Source organism: Shewanella electrodiphila (assembly GCF_023283985.1).
GTDB lineage: Bacteria > Pseudomonadota > Gammaproteobacteria > Enterobacterales > Shewanellaceae > Shewanella > Shewanella electrodiphila.
On record NZ_JAKIKU010000001.1, the window covers coordinates 1 to 22022 of the forward strand.

Annotated in this window: 17 protein-coding genes; 7 read left to right on the top strand and 10 right to left on the bottom strand. The window is 39.7% G+C overall.

Annotation, left to right across the window (positions count from 1 at the left end):
* Nucleotides 1-108: 108 nt before the first annotated feature.
* The 5 genes from L2737_RS00005 to L2737_RS00025 all read right to left on the bottom strand — a co-directional run bounded on the left by L2737_RS00005 (nucleotide 109) and on the right by L2737_RS00025 (nucleotide 6879).
* Nucleotides 109-540 (bottom strand): hypothetical protein, encoded by a 432-nt coding sequence (locus L2737_RS00005; protein WP_248954358.1) that lies wholly within the window; start codon nucleotides 538-540, stop codon nucleotides 109-111.
* A 109-nt stretch (nucleotides 541-649) separates the two neighbouring features.
* Entirely contained in the window at nucleotides 650-1147 is a 498-nt protein-coding gene (locus tag L2737_RS00010; protein ID WP_248954359.1) for a hypothetical protein, read from the bottom strand.
* A gap of 1064 nt (nucleotides 1148-2211) precedes the next feature.
* On the bottom strand, nucleotides 2212-4269 hold the full coding sequence (locus tag L2737_RS00015; RefSeq protein WP_102528136.1) for a bifunctional diguanylate cyclase/phosphodiesterase: 2058 nt from the start codon (nucleotides 4267-4269) through the stop codon (nucleotides 2212-2214).
* A gap of 4 nt (nucleotides 4270-4273) precedes the next feature.
* Nucleotides 4274-4813 carry a YfiR family protein gene (locus L2737_RS00020; RefSeq protein ID WP_248954360.1) on the bottom strand — a complete coding sequence of 180 codons (540 nt, stop codon included), beginning with the start codon at nucleotides 4811-4813 and terminating at the stop codon, nucleotides 4274-4276.
* An 8-nt stretch (nucleotides 4814-4821) separates the two neighbouring features.
* Nucleotides 4822-6879, bottom strand: a complete 2058-nt coding sequence (locus L2737_RS00025; RefSeq protein ID WP_283108198.1) for a TonB-dependent receptor plug domain-containing protein — start codon at nucleotides 6877-6879, stop codon at nucleotides 4822-4824.
* A gap of 1172 nt (nucleotides 6880-8051) precedes the next feature.
* On the opposite strand from L2737_RS00025, the gene L2737_RS00030 reads away from it, so the two are divergent.
* Nucleotides 8052-9518 (top strand): carbon starvation CstA family protein, encoded by a 1467-nt coding sequence (locus L2737_RS00030; RefSeq protein WP_229370688.1) that lies wholly within the window; start codon nucleotides 8052-8054, stop codon nucleotides 9516-9518.
* A gap of 357 nt (nucleotides 9519-9875) precedes the next feature.
* On the opposite strand, the gene L2737_RS00035 is transcribed toward L2737_RS00030, so the two are convergent.
* Entirely contained in the window at nucleotides 9876-11792 is a 1917-nt protein-coding gene (locus tag L2737_RS00035; RefSeq protein ID WP_248954361.1) for a putative bifunctional diguanylate cyclase/phosphodiesterase, read from the bottom strand.
* Nucleotides 11793-12250: 458 nt separating this feature from the next.
* Between L2737_RS00035 and L2737_RS00040 the strand changes: the two genes are divergently transcribed.
* Both L2737_RS00040 and L2737_RS00045 read left to right on the top strand, forming a co-directional pair.
* Nucleotides 12251-13510 carry a sensor histidine kinase gene (locus L2737_RS00040; protein ID WP_248954362.1) on the top strand — a complete coding sequence of 420 codons (1260 nt, stop codon included), beginning with the start codon at nucleotides 12251-12253 and terminating at the stop codon, nucleotides 13508-13510.
* On the top strand, nucleotides 13503-14048 hold the full coding sequence (locus L2737_RS00045) for a response regulator transcription factor (protein WP_102528145.1): 546 nt from the start codon (nucleotides 13503-13505) through the stop codon (nucleotides 14046-14048). Before L2737_RS00040 ends, L2737_RS00045 begins: the two co-directional genes overlap by 8 nt.
* A gap of 245 nt (nucleotides 14049-14293) precedes the next feature.
* On the opposite strand, the gene L2737_RS00050 is transcribed toward L2737_RS00045, so the two are convergent.
* Together L2737_RS00050 and L2737_RS00055 are read right to left on the bottom strand one after the other, a co-directional pair.
* Complete coding sequence (locus L2737_RS00050) at nucleotides 14294-16363, bottom strand: TonB-dependent receptor (RefSeq protein WP_248954363.1); 2070 nt, start codon at nucleotides 16361-16363, stop codon at nucleotides 14294-14296.
* A 160-nt stretch (nucleotides 16364-16523) separates the two neighbouring features.
* Entirely contained in the window at nucleotides 16524-17438 is a 915-nt protein-coding gene (locus L2737_RS00055) for a LysR family transcriptional regulator (protein ID WP_248954364.1), read from the bottom strand.
* A gap of 155 nt (nucleotides 17439-17593) precedes the next feature.
* On the opposite strand from L2737_RS00055, the gene L2737_RS00060 reads away from it, so the two are divergent.
* The 4 genes from L2737_RS00060 (at nucleotide 17594) to L2737_RS00075 (ending at nucleotide 20496) form a co-directional block, all read left to right on the top strand.
* The gene (locus tag L2737_RS00060) at nucleotides 17594-18031 is read left to right on the top strand and encodes a PACE efflux transporter (RefSeq protein ID WP_248954365.1); all 438 of its coding nucleotides are present in this window, start codon (nucleotides 17594-17596) and stop codon (nucleotides 18029-18031) included.
* A gap of 125 nt (nucleotides 18032-18156) precedes the next feature.
* Nucleotides 18157-19176, top strand: a complete 1020-nt coding sequence (locus L2737_RS00065) for a M14 family zinc carboxypeptidase (RefSeq protein ID WP_248954366.1) — start codon at nucleotides 18157-18159, stop codon at nucleotides 19174-19176.
* A gap of 51 nt (nucleotides 19177-19227) precedes the next feature.
* Entirely contained in the window at nucleotides 19228-19992 is a 765-nt protein-coding gene (locus L2737_RS00070; protein WP_248954367.1) for an alpha/beta fold hydrolase, read from the top strand.
* A 129-nt stretch (nucleotides 19993-20121) separates the two neighbouring features.
* Complete coding sequence (locus L2737_RS00075) at nucleotides 20122-20496, top strand: hypothetical protein (RefSeq protein ID WP_248954368.1); 375 nt, start codon at nucleotides 20122-20124, stop codon at nucleotides 20494-20496.
* Nucleotides 20497-20636: 140 nt separating this feature from the next.
* Here L2737_RS00075 and L2737_RS00080 read toward each other — a convergent pair whose 3' ends face one another.
* Nucleotides 20637-21038 carry a thiol-disulfide oxidoreductase DCC family protein gene (locus L2737_RS00080; protein ID WP_248954369.1) on the bottom strand — a complete coding sequence of 134 codons (402 nt, stop codon included), beginning with the start codon at nucleotides 21036-21038 and terminating at the stop codon, nucleotides 20637-20639.
* 40 nt (nucleotides 21039-21078) lie between these two features.
* Nucleotides 21079-21978: a LysR substrate-binding domain-containing protein gene (locus tag L2737_RS00085; protein ID WP_229370676.1), complete on the bottom strand. Its 900-nt coding sequence runs from the start codon at nucleotides 21976-21978 to the stop codon at nucleotides 21079-21081.
* Between the last annotated feature and the right edge of the window lie 44 nt (nucleotides 21979-22022).

A 22022-nucleotide genomic window follows, 5' to 3' on the forward strand; every position in this document is an offset into this window, starting at 1 on the left:
TTGCCTGCATTAGGAAGATGGTTGTGATCTTAAATTCGATGCTAAGAGACGGTGTTTTGTGGGAAGCGCCAAAAGCTTAAAATTAACTATTGACGCCATAGTCTCTTGTTATATAACCTTTTTAGCGATCCAATGTATAGGATTGCGTAAAAATGCGAAACAAACTAAACCAATAAATATACCTGTTAAAATTCGCATTCCGACTGAGTTTTCGGAATATAAGCTTTTACCTGCGCGTAGCTCGACTAATAAACGTTTGTTCTTCTGATGCTTCCCTTTAATTTCTTTCCCTTTCATTAAGTTTAAGAATTCGTCACAAGTTCTATAGGTTCCTGATGAGAAATACTCATTCCCGTTTAGGGTGAACAAACCTCTATATTTACCTCTTGAACTGGCTTTACAGCTTAATTCACTATTAGTTAAATTAATTGATTCAATATTTTTATCTACTCGCACGATCAATATGTAAATCACTCCTAACGTGACAAATAGTGTTGCTATCGTTGCATCTAAAGCAAACTTAAAACTAACTTTTTTCACCGAACCTCGTTGGTTATATAACGCCCAATTAACAGGCAAAAAATAGTTGGTTAAAATAAGCGACGCAGGAGCAAAAACCAACTGTTTTTTGTCCTTGTTGAATTTCTTGTTAGGTGTTTTTACACTCTTGACCAAGCCATTTATTAGTAGCATCTTTATTTGTAGATAAACTCCATAAAGCAAACCTACGAATACCTGTTTCATCTTCTATTATGTCAAAAAACCAAATAGAACCATAAGCTGCAGAAAACCCCTTTCGAGAATTATAAATCATATTGTCCGGAGTGATGCAGTTTATAAGGCTAACCAAAGAAGGAACGAAAATAGTGTCAAACTGCTCTTGTAACTCTTTAATATTATTTATTGTTCGCGCTTTAATTTTCACATAACCATCTGAAGACACATAGGTTTCACTTGAGCTAATATTTAATGGAAATGAAATTATTTCTTCGAAAATTGATACATCTTTTTTATCTACACCAATTTTGAGTTTGGCTAAGATTGGTTCAATTTTAGCTTTAGCCTCTTCTTTGGAGTACAACTCTGTACTGAACGCATTCGGTATAGATAAAAAAATTAGAATATAGAATATTGCAACCAGCTTCATAAACACCTAACAGCTTATTAGCGAGAATTCCGATAAACACCCTAGGCCACTTACCAAAATTCAACCACTTTTTAGCTTAATTTATTAATAATTTTAATAACTTAACAGCCAGTATAATTTAAATCAATCGACTAAATAGTGGATAAAACCGAGAATTGAGATAACCGAGAATTAACTTGGGTCGTTATGTAAACTTCCTCTGTGATAAAATAGTTATTTTTCAATGGTATATATTTGTTCGGATGGTAAATCCGAGAATTTTTGCTTTTACATAACGAGAAGCAAGTGCTGTCAATTGCTGCTTTTTAATTATAACTGTATATCCATACAGTCATATAAAAGCTAACAAACTTTGGGCAAAAACGTTTTACCAGCACCAACTTTATACTTAATTTATATTGGCTCTTTTTCAGTAGTCCATTACTACAATTTAACCCATTGCCTGCCGCTGGGATGTTCAGGATGAACGGAATGTCGCGATCACATGGATGTGAAAAAGCGGCCTTTTGTGCAAGCACGACTGTGACACGCAGCAAGCTCGTCCCTGAAAACTAGGCCATGACGACCAAGTCATGGACGGTCACCGCTGTGCTTACACCCGAATTTTCATCTCTTCGAATTAACTGTATTTGTGTCAATTTAAAAAACTAAAATATCTAGTTCTAAATTAGTTAGAAGATTCAATTTGAATTGAGGAAAGTAAGAAAATCGCGTGAGTCCAGACATGGATGTCTGGCTAGCTTTCGAGGGGAAGGGACGCCCCATCGTAAGCGTTAGTGATTTTGTAGCTTGCCGAAGCGGACTCAAAATGAAGTTTAAAGCTGGATCATTCTCCGTTGGAAATTTTGCTGTTTAAATTTCGTCGGAGCGGCAAGGGATATCGAAAAGGGAAATGCTGTTGTTTCCCTTTCGTCTGGTGTGGGCGAAGCGCCACGACCTTGATTAAGAACTTGATTTAGATTTTGATTTTATTCAAATCTAGTAATTATTAGCTGACTAAAGCTGCTAACAAATTTTGAGGCTGGAATGTGTTACACCTAACTCAGCCAAGCGAGCAACACGCCCTAATGACCTTTAGATTGTTTAGGTTCAATATTGCTCTGCAGGTATTGACGACAAAAGTCTGCTTTGGTTAGCGGTGTGGAAAACATAAAGCCTTGTAGGTAATCGCATGATAGCTGTTTAAGCAACAGCTGCTGGGCGCGAGATTCAATTCCTTCCGCAACAACTTGTACGCCGATATTATGGGCCATAGTAATAATTGCTTTTACTAATGCGACGCTGCTTTCGTTAGTTGTAATATTGGTTATAAATGAACGATCGATTTTGATGATGTCGATATCAAGCTCTTGCAGATAAGCTAAAGATGAATAACCCACGCCAAAGTCATCAATGGCAACTTTAATTCCGTTGTTATTAAGTAGCTTTAATTGTTGCTTAATAGACGAGTCTGGTGTCATCAAAGTATTTTCTGTTACTTCAATTAAAAAAGCACCATGTGGTAGCTTTGACTTATTACAATCTAATATCCATTGATCGATCCACTTTCCAGAGCGATCTATTTCGGTTGGGGATGTATTTACACTAATTTGTATTACAGTGCCCTGTAATTGATAAAACTCAATTGCATCAGCAATAACTTGCTGACGAACCCAATTACCTATTTCCACTATAAGCCCGCTTTCTTCGGCTACTGGAATAAAGTCGTTAGGTTCAATTAAACCCCATTTAGGATGATTCCAACGGATTAATGCTTCTACTTTCTTTAATTGGTTGCCGTCAATATTAACAATCGGTTGATAGAATAATTGGAACTGTTCAGACTTAATCGCTTGCCTTAATTCTTCTGTAAGGCGTCTTTTACCCAATGCTTGTTCTTCCATTGAAAAAGAGAAAAATTCATAACGGTTACGTCCCTTACTTTTGGATAAATACATTGCTTGATCTGCGTGTTTGACCACATCTTCAATGGTCTTGCCTTCGCTAGGGAAGAAGGTTAAACCGATACTGCTGGTAATATAAACTTGCTCATTTTTAATGGTAATCGGTTGCACTAAACTGCTTTTAATGACCTCGGCAATTTCGCTGGCACGACGTTGATCATTAATGCCTTCAACGATTAAGGTAAATTCATCGCCACCTAAACGAGCCACTGTATCATGACCTCGAACGCAGTTTTTCAGGCGTTTAGCGACCTGTTGTAACAACAAATCACCGTAATCATGACCAAGGGTGTCATTAATCTCTTTAAACCCGTCTAAGTCAATAAATATAAGGGCGAAAATCATTCCTTCAGTATCTATCAATGATTGCAATTTTTCATAGAAATAACGTCTGTTCGGCAGGTCGGTCAAGCCATCTTGATAAGCGAATTGATGTAATTTCTCATTAGCGCTTTCAAGCTCTTCGGTTCTACTTTTTACCTGGCTTTCTAAGCGCTTATCACGTTGCTCAATGGTTTCAAGCATGTCATTAAAGTGAGCGCTTAACTTGCCAACTTCATCATGAGATAACTCTTTGGCGCGCAAACTATAGTCATTGGAGTCAGATACTCGTTCTGCAATAGTCGCTAAATGCAATATTGGGCTTAAAAAACGGCGCCGTAAGATGAGCGACAGTGAAAAACTGATCCCTAGGGCAAATATTAACAATATGATAATGAACTGGCCGTAGAATTTAACGCGAGTAGTGATATAACTTTCATCGGCTAAGATGTGAATTTGACCATACTCTTGTTCATCTAATGTCAGAGGGTTATTAATTTGGGTTACATTTATCGGTGGGTTTAAAATATTGTCTGGCTCACGGGGCGTTTTACTGACAAATGCCAGTACCTTGCCTTGGTTATCAGTAATTGTGACTGACACAATATCGCCGCGAAGTAGAATAGGCTCGATCAGTTCTTGTATTGCGTCTTGATCATCAAATAGAACTGCGGCTGTAATATTGGGAGATAGCATTTTAGCGATGGTTTGTAAGCCATCAACTTGCTCACGTTTTGCAGTGGTAAGTTCGTAGGCGCTGAATACAAAAGTAACGGTGATAATGGACGCAAAAGAGACCCCCATTAAAATCATGAGTAACTTTTTGCTGATGGTGTTCATCGAGAAGAATCTAGTCATGGCATCACCTATCCAGCACGCGACCAAGTCGCAGTACTTTTGAACTCATGGTGATACCAGATTGCTGTAATTGTTGCGGTGATATCTCGAACCTTACTTTACCACTGGCAATGAAAAAACGAATATGACCGCCAGCTTCAATGGTGCCTTTTGATTCGCCGACAATCATAGTGTTGGCTAAAGCTTTGGGGTGAACATTGTGCCAGTTGACCCATTGGATGAATGTTTCAGAAGTAATGAATAACAATTGGCAATGGTTGAATTGCTCTCCCTCAAATTGAATTTGTTTAATCAGAATAGGTTTGTCATCGACACTGCGCTGCTTAAGTGTTGATTGTGCGGTATCGACAAAAGCGGCGTCAGCGCTGCACAAATTAAAGTATTCATCATTGGTGGTATTATCTTGCCAATTTCCGTAGCGGGCGAAGTTATATAGGAAACCTGCTTTGAGTGCGTGTTCTTGCTCAGCCGCATTTGCATTCGGGCTACTGAGTAGCAAGAATGAGAATAGTAAAACCTGTAAAAACGAAGTGATATTGCGCATTAAGTTAATTAGAAGTTCGCCGTTACTTTGAACAATACACTTTCATCAATGTAATTGGGGATAGTGTATGTTTCTTGTCGATTTGCATATTCAAGATGACTACCTGCAAATAAATTTTTTCCAGTGACCGAGACAGCCCAGTCAGGAGTCAGTGCCCAGCTCCATGTTAAATCAAGCAAGGTGTAGTTTTCTGATTGATAAGCATCACTGTTTTCTACTCTTACCGAGGCAAAAATATTATGGTTATCAAATACGTGAATATCTGCTTTGGCAAAAATTTGTCGAGTTGTAGAGTCGCGTCCAATGGCTGGAAAAGTATTCTCAGGAAGATCATAATCGAAGGTGTTATAGCTATAACCTAGCTCAGCGTTAAACATTTCAGCAGGTACCCAAGACAACACAATATCGCCGCCTTGAGTGGTTACATCAGCGGTAGAAACGATATCAAATTGGATGGTTGTTTGAGTTAAGGCTTGTGAAGCCAGTTGTATTTGACCTGCTTGGAAAAGGGCTAGAACAGGTAAAAACTGCTCCATGTTAGGGTCAATATCAATAACAGCAACGTTTTCAGCTTCCGTATGATACACAGATACATCAATATTCCAGGCATCCTGCGATAAACGATAACCTAACTCATAGGATAAAGACGTTTCTGCTTCGACTTGATCATTGCCATTGAGATAGGTTTTTATGTGGTAATCGTCTATTGCCTCAATGCCTGTTGATAAAGGCAGAACATCGCTAACTTTCTGACCATTAATGGCATAATTATCATTAAACTCAATAAGTGAGGGGATACGAACACTTTGGGATACTGATGTCCATAGTACTTGATTGTCTTCGGGTTTCCATAGCAACCTTGCTAAAGGCTGATACTCCCAATCAGTTAAGTCATTATGCTCAGCTCTGGTACCAATAACAAAATCAAGCTGTTCTGGAATAAGGGCAAATTGTGCCTGAACAAAGCCGCCGAATTGTTGTAAGTTATCGAAGTCTTTATCACTATGAAGAAATAAACTGTCTTCAAATGAAATCGTGCTATAGCGGTAATTTAATCCCCAATCGAGCTGTAAAGCTTGATAAATAAAGTTCATTTGATAATCAATATCAAAGGATTCAAATTCTTCTTGAAGGTAGGTTTGGGTACCTGATTGATCCAGCCACGATACTTGGATCATTTGATTTGCTGAGTCAGATATTCTATTTTCAAGCCGAGCCATTAATCGTGAGTCAGTGCGTTCTAGCTCACCAGAAAAGGTCACATTTTCATTAGTATCATCCACAACACCGCGATAGTTTTGTCCAAGTGTTGATTCCGTCATATCGCCTTGAATAAAACCAGACCAGTCATCATTGAGAGAAAAATCCAGTCGACCACCTAAGGAGTATTGCTCTGTGGTGTCATTGGGTTCAACAGTTAGGCCTTTTTTAGAAGCATTACCATCTTTCACGTGGCCATAAACACGGTAGCTTCCACTGCTGCCTATATCAGCACCATAGCGAATATTAGCATCAATATTAACTTGACTACCGCTAGCTGCGTCCACAAACAGGCCGCGAGTATCAATGCTGTTTTTAGTAATAATATTGATCACGCCATTATTGGCATTACTGCTCCATAGTTGTCCACCCTGACCACGGATCACTTCGATGCGCTCAATATCATAAAGAGGCACGTTGAGGGTTTCCCAATACACTGCTGAAAACTGCGGGGTATAAAGACTTTGACCGTCAATCATGACCAACATTTTACTGGAGAATCTTGAAGCGACTCCTCGAGCTGATATTGCCCATTGGTTGTTATCAAGTTGGCGAACGACGAGTCCTGGGACCATTTTTAAGGCTTCAGGAACAGAAGATGCACCCGAATGAGTAATGCGTTCTTTAGTGAGGACATAAATTGAACTGGCGGTATCGAAGGCTGATTGAGAACGTTTCATTGCAGAAGTCACTTGGACATCCATTGCCATTAAAGACTCTAAATCTAAATCTTCAAGTGAGTCAACCGCTTGAGCTATAGGAGAAGTAACTAATAGGACAAATAATAAGTTAATGTTTTTTTTCAATGTTTGCTCTCCGACAGTATAAATACGCATTTACTCAATACATCGCGCTTTGCCTTTGTTTTATATACAAGCTCACCATGTTGACATTGCTGTTTGCGTTAATTCTTTTTATGCACCCTTGTGACGAAGAAGATAATTGGTTGCTTTATATTACTGTAACGCTATCGACTGTTTATCGAAGGTCTTGAAGTTCGCAAGTTAAGAACAAGAATGATAACCAGTTTTATTTGCTATTAAATGATTGATTAATCTAAAAGTTCTAACCAACAAATGACGTTACACCTGTTACGGGCAGGTTACAAGTAAGTGTATACTAAAGATTGAACTTGTGCGCTTTTTGCTGTTAATCAGCTTTAAAACCCCCTCTTAAATTATTTTTTTAATAGTCTGATATTCAGGACGTGTTGTGCTTTGCTGCTTGAATTATATTCGAGATAAAAACGGGTTAGGTGCAGCGATTGAATTGCCGCCTAGCAATCTAAGCTGCCAACACAGCCCTGAAAGATCAACACGCCCCCCAGTATGTAAGAAATATTTACTTGCTTGATTGGTTACGCCTATCAATCATTTTGAGCTGTGGTGAGGTTACGTGCTTAAATATATTCAAAGAAGTGTTTTATCGTTTTGTTGAGGTAAATGCTGCAGTGTTAGTGTTAGTGTTAGTGCTAGTGTTAGTGCTAGTGCTAGTGCTAGTGCTAGTTTTAGGTGAATTCATATGCATTGCCTTATGAATTCAAGCTTAAACCCATAGCGGATATATAAATTCATTTAAAGTGATAACAAAGGGCATTCGTGTGAGAGAAATTAGAGCTTGCTCTAACTTTTTAATATTAATTAACAGGATTAAATATTTGTATCAGCGGGCTAGAATTAACTGTTTTGCAAGAAATTTTTGTTAACAATGACTGGCTTTTATTTTGTACAAAAACTCACCAAGCGACTCAATTCGCTGGGTAAAACCTGAATACTAGCGTAAGCCGCTCCTTTTTATCCTTTAATTGAAATATCGCAGGGCAGAGATGTTTACACCCCATCAACATTTCACCTGCAGTAGTGCTTTGAGGCTGGCAACCCCTACTTTGGTATAATAGGCAGTTGCTTGACCAATGACACTAAGTGAATGACACTCAATGCTATTCAAATACCCTACCAAGTATGGATGACTATAAAAAATGTTAATTTTCTTTATTTGTATTGCGTTGTTAATCCTCGCTTACAAGTTCTACAGTCCTTTTGTAGAGCGTCAAGCAGGCATTGACCCCAACGCAAAAACACCACAAAAACGTTTTGAGGACGGTGTCGATTATGTCGAAGTTCATCCAGTTAAAGCGTATCTGATTCAATTCCTTAATGTTGCAGGTGTCGGTCCAATTTTTGGTCCAATTCTTGGTGCGTTATATGGCCCAATCGCATTAGTATGGATTGTGCTTGGTAATATTATTGGCGGTGCTGTTCACGATTACTTCTCTGGTGTGCTAAGTATCAAAGAAGATGGTAAAAGTTTGCCTGAAATCGCAGGTCACTATTTTAATATCTACTTTAAAGGTGTGATGCTGATTTTCACTGCGATGTTACTATTCTTCGTCGGTGTTGTTTTCATTATGAGTCCAGCAGGTCTTCTGAGTAATCTTGAATACTTTGAAGGGACCATTTTTGCTAATAACGTATTTTGGGTTGTATTAATCTTAGCTTACTACTTCTTAGCAACGTTATTGCCTATCGATAAAATCATTACCAAGCTTTATCCTATTTTTGGTTTATTGATGATTGTGATGACAACCTCTATCGCAGTTGCTTTATTAATTAGTGCGCCACAGTTACCAGAAGTTGGCGATATATTTGCTTACTTCGACCACAGCCATTACAACAATGATTTATTAGCGCCAAACCCTGATGGGCTACCTGTTTGGCCATTACTATTTGTAACTATTACCTGTGGTGCAATTAGTGGTTTTCATTCTACTCAGGCGCCAATTATGGCGCGTTGTTTGACGAACGAGAAATACGTGCGCCCTGTGTATTACGGTGCAATGATGTCTGAAGGTATTGTGGCATGTGTATGGGCACTAGCGGGTATTGCTGCTTTCCCTGGTGGTTATGTTGAGCTGAAAAGTATTCTTGATGCTGGTGGTCCAGGTTTGGTCGTTAACCAAGTTGCCAGTACTTACCTAGGTGTTGCGGGTGGCATTATGGCGATTATCGCCGTAGCTATTTTCCCTATTACGTCAGGTGATACCGCTTTCCGTTCACTGCGTCTAACAATTATCGATGCGTTTAATATTCCTCAAAGCATGCGTAACCGTCTATTAGTTGCGATTCCAATTTTAATCATTGCTTACTTTATGACTAAAATTGATTTCTCTTTGATTTGGCGCTATTTCGCTTTCTCAAACATGCTGCTTTCAACCAGTGTTTTATGGTTAGCCACTAAGTACTTATTTGACCGTGGTACTTTCCATTGGATTGTGAGTTTGCCGGCGATTATTGGTACCTGTGTCACCGTGTCTTACATTATGACTGCAGGTATTGGTTTAGGCTTGCCCCAGTCGTTAAGTCAGCCTGTTGGTATCGCAACCGGTATTGTCTGCTTAATTGGGCTTATCATCGCCCATAACAAGCGAAAAGCTGTGACTCAATAAGCGTTAGCTATAATCAAAAAGGACTGCATTAGCAGTCCTTTTTTGTTGCTGATATTTACAACAAGTAAAATCGAGATAAGAATGAACCGTTAGTCGCAATCAGCTGCAGTTAGTTGTGAATCAATAAAAAGCGATTGAATCACTGATGAGTTAGAGATTAAACAATACTCTTTAACGAGTGATTGCGTAGTCTGGGAATTAATTCGGCTTTTAGGGAACAACTTGGCGGACAAGTGGGCTTGAACGGCAAAAGCGAGCAACTTACTACATTCTTGCCTATAAAGGATAATAATTTAAATTTGAGCATTGAGCATTGAGCATTGATTAAAGAGGCAGGGTGAGGTTGTCACCCATGTATCATGACTTAGATGGTGAGCAGACGCCTGTGCCAGTCAACGCAATATGATTTAAATTGTTCTTAATCACCTTATTACCGACGTCATAGGAAGATTCAGGGCGACTAATTAAATAACCTTGGACGCAGTGAATACCAAGGTTTTTGATCAATTCAAACTGCGAGGCAACTTCAACCCCTTCAGCCACGACTTTGAGGTTTAATGTTTTTCCTAAGCCACTGATTGAATTTAATATCTTTTCGTACTTAGGGTTAATTGTGGCTTGGTCGATAAACAACTTATCAATTTTAATCACATCCACAGGTAAGTTAGCAAGGGTGGATAATGAGCTGAAACCCGTACCAAAATCATCAATGGCAATTAATACCCCTTCTTTACGTAGGTTTTCCAAATCTTGAATAATCTTTTCGGAAGCATGGAAAAGGCAAGACTCAGTTATCTCAAGTAATAAGGCACTTGGTGGTAAACCTGTTTTAGTTAAGGTGTCCATAACCCAGTCATAAATAGGTAAGTACTTTAATTGTACGCCAGAGATATTGACTGACATTCTGACTTTGTTCATTCCTGCGTTATGCCAAGCTGACATTTGGCGACAGGCTTCAAATAGTATCCAATTTCCTAGTTCAATGATGAGGTTTGAGTCTTCGGCAATAGGAATAAATTCAGCGGGTGAAATAGGGCCTTCCACCGGGTGGTTCCAGCGTACCAGCGATTCGAAGTAATCAATGCTGCAATCGTCAACATTTACGATAGGTTGAAAAGACAAAGTGAAGTTTTGACTGGCTATTGCTAAGCGAATCTCTTCGAGCAGGTAATGATAACGGCGAATTTTACTGCCCATTTCAGGCGAGTAAACTCTGAAAATACCGCGGCCATCAGTCTTAGCACGGTACATGGCAACGTCGGCCATTTGTAATAATGCATTCGGATTTGAAGCGCTGTCTGGGTAGGTTGCAATACCAATACTGGCACCAATTTTAATCACTTTATTGCCAAGTACGAAATCGCGTTCAATTTCTTGTAAGACGTTTTTAGACACCTCTACGGCTCGCAAGTTATCTTCGATGTTGTCGATAAAAATAGAAAACTCATCACCACCTAAGCGAGATAAATTAAGTTCTAGGGCAAATGATTCGCTCAGTTTACTGAGTCCATTGTTACGCACAACAGTAGTGAGTCGTTCAGCCACTTGAATCAGTATTTCATCACCAAAACTATGTCCGAAAGAGTCATTAACTTGTTTGAAACCATCTAAATCGATGAAGAGTAAGGCTTGTTTGCAACCTGTCTGTTCAGCTTTTTGCAGTTGCGATTCAAGGTGTTCTAAATAGGCATGACGATCAATCAGACCTGTCAGTTTATCTTGGTAAATGCTTAATTGAGTTTGAATGTTATGTTCTTTTACGTGCTTATTGAGCTCATTAAGGGCGATGCTGATCTGGGAGAGTGTATTAGCTTGCTTACCTTGAGGTAAATCGATATTAAAATTAGCGAGTAACTTATCGGTTTCACTACGAATAAAATCTAATGAAGCGCTATTCTTTTTTTGAGATTTTGATCTTATATAAAAAGGGATTGCGTAGGCGAGTAGCACCATGAGTAAAAGTGGGATATTACTGAACATGATCATTTCGCTGAACACATCTTTTATTTTTATCACACTGAGGCTTGATTCAGCCCTATTTAATACAGCGAAATAATATTGCTCAGATTTTACAATATCGTTTTCAAGAAAAAGAAACTTTTCCCAGCTGGCATTGACGTTGACAACATCAGAATTATTTACATCGATTATTTTATGATGAAAGTTATTGCTATGAATAGCCTGTAAACCCTGATTAAAACTAATTACAAGTAACACGTACAGCATCAAAAAGAAGCTGAAAAAGGTAAAAATTAGTTTTGAAATTTTGGTCATAAAATATCTTAATGCATCGCTGTGATGTTACAGCTAGGTTTAAACCTTGTTTCACCTGGTGCGAAATTATAAATCTAAATATCTACGAATACAATAATTGCAATATTAGTCATAAATATAAAGTCTAATAAATATAAATGGTTAAGTTATCTGTGTTACACAGTTGATACAACTTGATACATAACTTCATAACATATGTGCTGCTGTAATAGAGATTATTTGTTTTTACAAACCGAACTTAGTTACGCAAGGAACGTTTAGTGAATGTTGAATTAATGTTGTATTTTAAGTTGTTCGCAGTGTAAATAGTTTTAAACTTGAAGTATGTTATTTAAGTTACAGTTTATACTTTTATCATTTTAGTTTTAAATAAGTGTTGGGTGTAGCGTTTTTCTAATAGAGTTCATGATTAAATGTATGACTCAAACTAAGAAAGTTGAAAAGGGCATTTCTAATCCATGTTGTCAAAAACAGGTCATATAGTAGGAAGTTTGAACAGCAATAAAGAGCAATTGGCATTCCTAAGGCTACTCAACCTGCTATTAAAACTCGGGCTGATTTTATTTGGTATAGAGTTATTCGATTTAACTCGTCCGCCCAATGAACTGAGTTATGTCTTGTTCCTTGAAGCTGTGTATGTGGCTTTTTGTTATCGCTATCGGTTTCAATGTATTAATACCCCATCTATTTTATTAATAACACTGATCGTTGATATTCTGTTTTGGTCTACTTGGCTTTTTTACACCGGTGGGGCAACTAACGCCTTTGTATCACTGCTGTTATTACCTGTCGCTATTGGTGCGGTAACACTTCCGCGCTGGGCACCGTGGATACTGACCTTTCTTTCGACCAGTTTATACACCCTGATGATGTTGACTATGCCAGAAAATCGGATTCGTCATCATGGCATGGATATGAGTTCACACTACCTTGGTATGTGGTTTAACTTTGTTATTTCGGCCTTGGTACTCACGATTACGGTTGGTTATATTGCAAAGCGGGTGAGACAAAAAAATGCCCAACTAAGCTATTTACGTGAAGCGCAATTACGTCAAGAAAAACTGTTAGCTTTAGGCACCGTCTCTGCGCAAATGGCACACCAAATGGCGACGCCTTTATCCACCTTAAGGTTGCTAGTCGATGAACTTGTTGAAGATGGCACAGCAAAAGACATCGAGCCTGAAATGCAACAAGCTTTAACTCGATGCGAAACCACTTTAGCCGATTTAAGATTGGCCACCGAATCCATTCGTCAGCAAAAAGCTTACCCTCAAAAAGTCGATAAACTAGTGAGTAACTTACATGAGCAAGTGCAATTACTTATGCCTGAAACTGAGCTCACCATTGAAATCGATACTTTAACTGCTTATCCCGCAGTGAATGCTGATACCAGCTTGTTGCCAGCGTTACTGGCCTTAATTGAAAATGGCGCGAGAGCCAGTTTAGAAAACATCCAAAAAGCGCAGGTGACTTTATCAGTGACTTCAGGTGACTCTGGACAATTATGTTTCAATATTCGTGATTTCGGCAAAGGCATGAATGCAAAAGAGTTGTCTGAACTGGGTAATAATGTGGTTACTAATCCAAAAGGCATGGGCATAGGTGTGTTACTTAGTCATGCAAGTTTTGAACGTTTAGGTGGTCAATTAAGTTTGTCACGCCATAACCAAGGAGGCACTATCGCATCTGTGATGTTGCCAGCAAATTATGATGAATAAATTGTTAATCATAGAAGATGACTTAGCGCTGTCAGCAGCGTTAGCAAGGCGATTGACTAAGCAAGGGTTTGAATGCGCGCAGTGTAATGATGCTAGTGAAGGCTTATTAATGGCCAGACAGTTTAATCCTAGTCATATTTTATTGGATATGAAGATTGCTGAGCAAAATGGCCTTACGTTGATTAAGCCATTGAGGGGGTTATTACCCAAGGTTAAGTTGGTACTGCTGACAGGTTATGCCAGCATCGCAACCGCAGTAGAGGCGATAAGGCTCGGTGCAGATAACTATTTAGCTAAACCTGTGGATACGCAAACCTTACTCAATGCGTTGAGCATTGAAATAGAAGATGAAGACCTTTCTGTAGCGTTTACAGAACAGCCTATTAGCCCAAAACGTCTGGAGTGGGAACACATCCAACAAGTGCTTGCTAACAATAATGGCAATGTGTCAGAAACCGCGAGGTTATTAGGTATGCATCGACGCACGCTACAACGTAAGTTACTTAAAAAACCGATAGCAGATAATCGTCCAGCCTAAATCGCGCCAAAACTCATATCTACGCTCTCATCCAACATTAAAGCCTCATTCAATGAGGCCTTAATGTTCATGATACCTTGAGTTAGCAGGAGCTTAACCCTAAGCTAATAACCCTAAGCTAATAACACTAAGCTAATAACACTGTGCTAATAACCCTAAGCTAATAACACTGTGCTAATAACCCTAAGCTAATAACCCTAAGCTAATAACACTGTGCTAATAACCCTAAGCTAATAACCCTGTGCTTAAAAACGATACTCGCCCGTTACCCAAGCTTGTAGCCCGACACCAGGCATACGCTCGCCTGGCATTAAATCGCCTCCCATAACACGGTTATATCCCGCTAAGTGATCCTCATATTCAGTATCAAATAGATTATCTACACCCGCTTGAAGCCCCCAAGTATCAGCGTCATAACCCACTGAAGCATTGAACAAGCCATAGCCTGATGTCGTTTGCTCTAACTGGGTGCTTGAGACATTGTTTTGTGCACTGAATCCCACAGCTTCCATGCGTGCACGCCAGCCATTGTGTTGATAGTTTATGCCTAGCAATATTTTAGGTGGCGCAATACGGTAGAGATTATCATCAATGTCTTTACGTTCGCCGCTGATGTAGTTCGCTAACATATCAAAAGAAAATTCATCATTGAGTTGATAATTGGCGTTGATATCTATGCCCATTAGGGCTGCATCAACGTTGGCAAATTGCATTGGGTTACTGTCGCCCATCATTGCCGCAGCCATAATCACCGCAGGATCAGTGGAAGGAATGCCTTGAATGTAATCATCAATTTGATGATAGAAAACCCGTGGGCTAATCGTGAGTTTATCTGCGTGATAATCAGCACCAAGTTCAAACTGATAAGCGGTTTCTAATGCTAATGACACATCACCGACATAAGTGCGCCCATCAGCTAAACCACCCGTTGACTGCATGGGGACCCACAAATAGCGTTGCTGATAACTGGCAGGTGACTGCTTATGTGCAAAACCCATAATCCAACTAAGCTCAGGACTCACTTGATAACGGCCATTAATTACTGCATCAATGCCGGTTTCTGATTGCGCGCGATCGGCGTTATTAAACCTTTGCATCAACAGATTAACTGCAGGCATTATCATCGCCATAGAGTGACTGACTTGCTCTGCATCGGATTGGTAATATTTAACCCGAGCTCCAAGCTCCCAATGCCAAGCATTAAAGGCCTGCTGCCACTGCACAAAGGCGCTGTATTTATCATCACTGACGCCAGAAAAATTATCGACTAAAAACATTGGATTTTCAGGATTGGTAATCACAGAGTCATGTTCACTTAACTGGCTGTCTACTCCCCATTGCCATTGCTCGTTACTTATTGAAAAGTGGGCATCATAACTAGTGCTATCAGCGTTGTTGTAACGTGCGCCCATAGATGGCATTAAATTGCGTTCAGAAAAGTTATCCATACCATGACGGGCGTCGCTGTATGCCAGATGCCAGTTAATTTCCCAATCATTGAGTGTGTGTATACCATCGAATTTAACTCTATCAGTACGAATGAAATCAATGTCCATTGGTAATGCGGGTGTGCCTGCATCTGTGGTTTCACTATGCAGATAGTTAATGCCTATGGACTCATTTTGACGGGTATTATCCGCAAGGTTAAATCGATATTGACCGCCAAAAACTTGCTTGTCATAAGTGGTGGGTGAAATTTCATTGCCATTACCGGTTTCGCTATTGTCATTGCCGTGCATATCATCTGCAAAGACGAGAATACCGTGACTATCATTAGCGAGATTAGCTTTACCGCTAATGGCTGTGCGAGCACCATTGGTTTGATATTGACCTGCTAGTTCCGCTGAGTGTTGCTCAAATTGAACCTGAGTTTGAATCACGTTTACACTGCCACCTAATGTATCAATACCCGATGATACAGGTGCAATACCACGATAAAGCTCAACTCGCTCAGTCATGCTAATACTGGGATAACTTAGCGGTGTATCCATGGCATTAGGCCCTGCGCTAGCAAGACTGGCACCATCAATTTTACTATTAACACGATCGCCAGACAGGCCACGATATTGAACCATACCGGTTAAAGGCCCATTAGCATTCACTGCAGCTCCTGGTAATGCTTTAACCGCTTGCGCAATATCAACAGTTGGCGAGATATCTTTGGGGCTAACAAGCATGATAGGCGTGGCCACTGAACCGCTGATGTTAATCACTTCAATGATCTCATCAGCTTGAGCGTTACAGTGGAAGAGGGTACTTAGCGCGGCAACAGGTAAAGCAGATAACAAAGAGTACTCAGATAAATTTAGCTTCATATTATGTTTTTATTGAAGAATCGTATGTTAATGCTCTGTGTTATTTAGTGGTGACACAATTAGAATATCCTAAACTGCGACAAGATGTCGCAGGGCCATTCAGCTTTATTCCACTTTAATGTAACCAACAGAAGTTTGGGGCAGTGCATTAATTAGCTCATTACTTTTTCATAATAAAAATGTTGTTGTCATTTTGGGTTTGCATATATTGCTCAATAATGGCCCTCGCTCGAAGAAATACAGGCCCAAGATGTAATCTTCGACTCGTTAAACAGTCAATTGTATTAATCCAACCATTGGGCTCGTATTCAACATCTAACTTGACGAGTTTGCCTTCCTCTATGGCTGGTGTAACCATTTCCTCAGGTAGAATCGACCAACCGACTCCTTGTTGAGTCAGTTCATTCATAAGATAATGACTATTGGCATGCCATCGCTGTGAGCTTATCCCATAACTAAACCACAGCTCTTGCCCTGTGTTGGCGCGAAGTACGACCTGCCTGTGCTGACGTAAATCAATGTCTTTAATACGGCGCATTTGGGTTAAAGGGTGACTCGGGGCAGCAAGTGTAATGAATCGAGTGTAACCAATGGTGCTGAAATCAACTTGATCTTGGATTTTCCCGTCTGCATAAACTATTCCCATATGAGCACTACCGTTACTGACGAGCTGGCCAATATCCAGTGTTGATTCTGCGATGATCTCGATATTAGTAATCGGGAACTCATCAGCCAATTTAGCTAATTGGCTCAGTAATGCAGGGCTGATTAAGCTTTCTTCGATAGCAATGATCAATTCGTGTTCATGTTGTAATTCTAAAGAGGCTATCTTTTGATCAAAATGCAGTTGTTGCAGCATGAGGGCTTTCACTGCTGGGAGTAAAGCTTCACCTTCTTTGGTCAGTGATGGCGTATTACCACTACGATCAAATAAGGTTTGATTAATACTCACTTCTAAATTGGAAATTGCTTGGCTAATGCCTGATTGCGCTCGCTGCAGTTTCCTTGCCGCTGCAGAGAAAGAACCGGTATCGCAAACTGTAATGAATATTTTTAGTTGCTCTAAACTGTACATTCAATAATCGCCTCATTGTATAGCATCGCTTCGGAACAGTCATATTAAGCTATCACTTTTAGTGATGGTTGTTAACTTTTGTTAGGTGAATATGCAAGTCATAATCCAACTCGATTTAATTCAGAATCCTATGTGTAAAGTAAGTTGAGGTTGTTATGTCTACAGTAGAGCGCATATTTCATGCTGTGTTGTTTGAGTTTCTTGCCATTATTGGTTCAGTTATTGGTTTGATGATATTTACTGATTATGCGTTAGCCTCCCTTTCAGGAACTATGATAGCTATTGCGACAATAGCCATGGGATGGAATTTCATCTTTAATATTATTTTCGATAAGTTTTACACCGAACCTCGAGAGCAAAGAACTGTCATTCAGCGAATGATTTATATTGGTTTTTTCGAAGCAGGCTTATTAATGCTCACTATCCCCGTAATGGCTTATATTTTAGGGATTTCATTGATAGAGGCATTCTGGCTAGACATCAGTGTGACAGTTTTCATCACTGTTTACGCCTATGTTTATAACTATGCATACGATCATATTCGTGCTCGTGTCATGCTTAATCGCAACACGGTAGCGCTTGATACTCAATAATATCGAGCGCCTACGTAATATTTAGTCAATCAAAGCTGTGCTTGTTTATGTCATTAATCTGTCTCATTTGTGGGTTAGATTTATATCCTGGCCTAATCATTATTTGTTAGAAATGGACGAGGTGAATGGCAAAGTTTTCCTTCGAGCACAGTTTTGAAATTGATACTCTCAAAAGATTGATTGCTCAGTATCAAGGTCTATTTCGGCACCAGTCATTATTGGATTTACATTATCGCGGTGAACCATTATCTGTCACAGCTATTGAACTTGGTAAGCAAGATGCACCTTGCCCAACGGTGTTGTTTGTCGGAGGTGTACATGGGGTTGAGCGCATTGGTGCTCAAGTCGTATTAGCTTTTTTAGGCAGTTTGTTGAATCGTCTTTCTTGGGATAGCCATTTACAAGCATTACTAAAAGAAGTGCGTTTAGCATTTGTCCCTGTCGCAAACCCTGTGGGCTTTTTACAAGGCTCACGCAGCAATGGTAATTATGTTGACTTAATGCGTAATGCCCCTATTGATGCAGAAGAAAAAGTGACCTTTTTAGTTGGGGGGCATCGGCTCACTAACAAGTTGCCGTGGTATCGGGGCAAGAAGGGAATGGAAGCTGAAACACAAGTTCTGGTGGATTATGTTCACCAATTGCAAGACTCAAGTACCAGCGTTATTGCCTTAGATGCTCATTCAGGTTTTGGTTTGTCAGACCATATTTGGTTTCCGTATGCCCATACGCGTAAACCCTTTGAAGGAATGGGCTATATTTATCACTTAAAGCAATTATTTGATCGCGGTTACCCACATCATGGTCATTACAAACTGGCCCCTCAAAGTCATTTTTATCAAACTCATGGTGATATTTGGGACTATCTTGCTCAAACAAACCCCAGTAGTAACCCCTTTATTCCATTAACGCTTGAGATGGGCTCTTGGGCATGGGTAAAGAAGAATCCTCGGCAAATTTTTAATTTCTCTGGTTATTTTAATCCGCAAAAAACACATCGACACCATCGAATATTACGCCGACACGTGGTATTAATGCAGTTCTTAATTGAAGCTGCTTACGCTAATGTGCTTGAAAACATTAACCAAGCACAATTTGAGCGTTTACAAGCTGACGCTGAGCGATACTGGGCTAAAAAGCCTTAAGCATCTTGATAGCAACAGCTTAATTCACAGGCGTAGCAAAGGAGTATTCTGATGGCAACTTGGGTGTTATTACGTGGATTAATGCGAGATAGTCGTCATTGGTATGGTTTTGACGCTCAGCTGCGTGATGAAGGAATAGACGTATTAACCCCTGATGCAACTGGCAATGGGACTTTAGCTTCGAAGCCAAGTCATTTAACGATTGGTAATTACAGCGATGACATTTGGCAGCAAATTGATAAAGGGCTTAACGATAATCCAGAGTTTAGCCGAGAGTTAGTGATCATTGGCGTGTCGATGGGTGGCATGATTGCTCTAGAGATGGCTAGACAACGCCATAAACAAGTACGTCATGTGGCTTTGATTAACTCCAGTGCCGGTAACTTGTCACCTTGGTATCAGCGTTTTCAATTAAGACCACTAATCAATTCTATTTGGCATCGACATAAAGCTGCCAATCTAAGCTTTATTGAGTCTTGTGTTCTCAATTACACCACAGTAACAAAAGCTGATGACGAAAGTGTTATTAGCGACTGGGGCAATATGCGCAGTCAACTGCACACCAGTATAATTAATGGTGCGAGACAAATTTACGCCGCCGCACGTTATCAATGCACTTGGTTTGGTCATTGCCGTGTGAGCGTTATCGGAGCTAATCAAGACAAATTGGCGAACCCTAAATGCAGTAAAGCATTAGCGGAGTTTTATCATACCCCGTTACTGCAAGTGGAACAGTGCGGTCATGACGCTACACTTGACCACCCAGATCAAATAAGACAATTGATTCAAGATACGATTTCTGAATCGGCATCATAGGTTTTGTTATCCAGCACAATGCATATTCGCTTATCAACTCAATCATGCACTGGTCATGTGGGCTAGATAACGTTAAATTAATTTAGATTAGTTATAATCGAGTTTAATCAATGACGGGTGGAAGATGTTGTGCTGACACAAATTTTAGTGACGCTTTTAGTAATAGCCGGTGCTTTTGCGTATTTACGCAGTGGAAGAAGCAGTAAAGTGGCTCGCAGTGAGAAATACATTGCAGCTGATGCTTCACCATTTTTTAGCCGTATTGTTATTTACGCCATGATTGCAGTGTCAATGCTAGCGTCTGCAAGTTACTGGGGCTGGACTTGGTATGATGACAATACCGTTGTTGAGGTCACTATATCTTCTCCAATCGAAGCCATGTCGGCAAGCTACCAAGTACGTAAAAAAGACATTGAAGCCCAGCGAATTACCACTGTTGATGGTATTCAAATTCGTTTATCGAATCAGGAGCGAGTAACCGTTAAAGCCGCTGAAACTCAGTAAGCGATTTAACTTGGTTTACTTAGCTGAGATTTAGTAGTTGAGATTTAGTAGTTGAGATTTAGTAGTTGAGATTTAGTAGTTGAGATTTAGTATTTGAGATTTAGTATTTGAGATTTAGTCGCTTAGTATTAATAAAGCCACTATTTTAAAAATTTACTTTTCAGCTCAGGTGTAGGAAGCATACAAGTCTCTTTTTTTCCAAAGATACGGTAACGATTGTGAGCTAAAACACGGTAAAAGTAATCCTGAAACCCAGTGGGCAACACCTTAAATACCCTACATAAAAACCAAAGCCCTGACAGATCTTTAGTTATCTCTAACGCGGCATCACTTCTTAGTAAATATTTTCCATCTTTTATTAAAATAAACGAATCAAATCCAATATTTTCCAATTGATACTCAGTCATTAACGCTCGCGCGGTTTCACTTTGCATTGGCGTAAAAGCAAACACATCTTTGTGATCACGTTTAATGATGAAGTTGACTGCGCCATTGCATAGGTTACACACGCCATCAAAGATAATAATGTGTTGTGTCTTCATTTTCCCTAAGCACCCTGTTGTATGTGTTTCTCTATTGAATCTACTTTTGAGTATTTCCCCATTTCACACAAAACTCAATAAAATGCTTTAATAGCGGATTTTGGTATTTATCTTTGTGGATCAATATCCAAAACTCTCTTTGCATGTCTACAGGTACATTTATTTTACTTACTCGCAGGCTCTCTAAAGCATATTGCGCTGCAATATTAGATAAGCAACCAAACCCCAAGCCTGCAGCGACTGAATTAATCAGTGCTTCTGTAGTATTTAGCTCAACACTCGTATGCCAATTCCCTATATGAGGCGCCAGATTTTGCATAAAACAGTCCCTTGAGCCAGAACCTTGTTCCCTTAATACCCAGTGACTGTTATCTAATGAGCTTAACTCAATCATGCTTTTTGCTGCTAAAGGATGATTAGGCGAGCTAATCACACACATCTCATCTTGGCTAAAAGGGATGGCGATAATATCTGGGTGATGGTGCTCACCTTCAATCAGGGCAATGTCTAGCTCAAAATCCACCAGTTTTTGGCAGATATGTGCTGAGTTTGATACGAACAAACTTTGTGATTCATGGTGATATTGCTGCCTGAAAGCACTGAGTATTATGGGGGTTAAATGATTACCTACAGTGTCACTACTGCCAATACGCAGCTGCCCAGACATGACTTGCTTATCGTTAAACATCAGACTGATATCGCCAAGTCGGTTGATTAACTCATCGGCAAGCGGCAGTAGTTTATGACCTTCCTGATTGAGTATTAAACGATTATTCACTCGATCAAAGAGCGGATGTCCTAACTGCTTTTCAAGTTCAGCTAACCCCATGCTGACGGCAGCTTTTGAGAGACACAAATGTTCAGCCGCTGCGGTAAGAGTCTTATGTTGGGTGATCGCGCTAAAGACATTCAACTGTTTAAAAGAAATATGCGGGTTCATGGTTGTCTCATTTTAATTGGATCCGGATTGAGGCTTTTATTGAG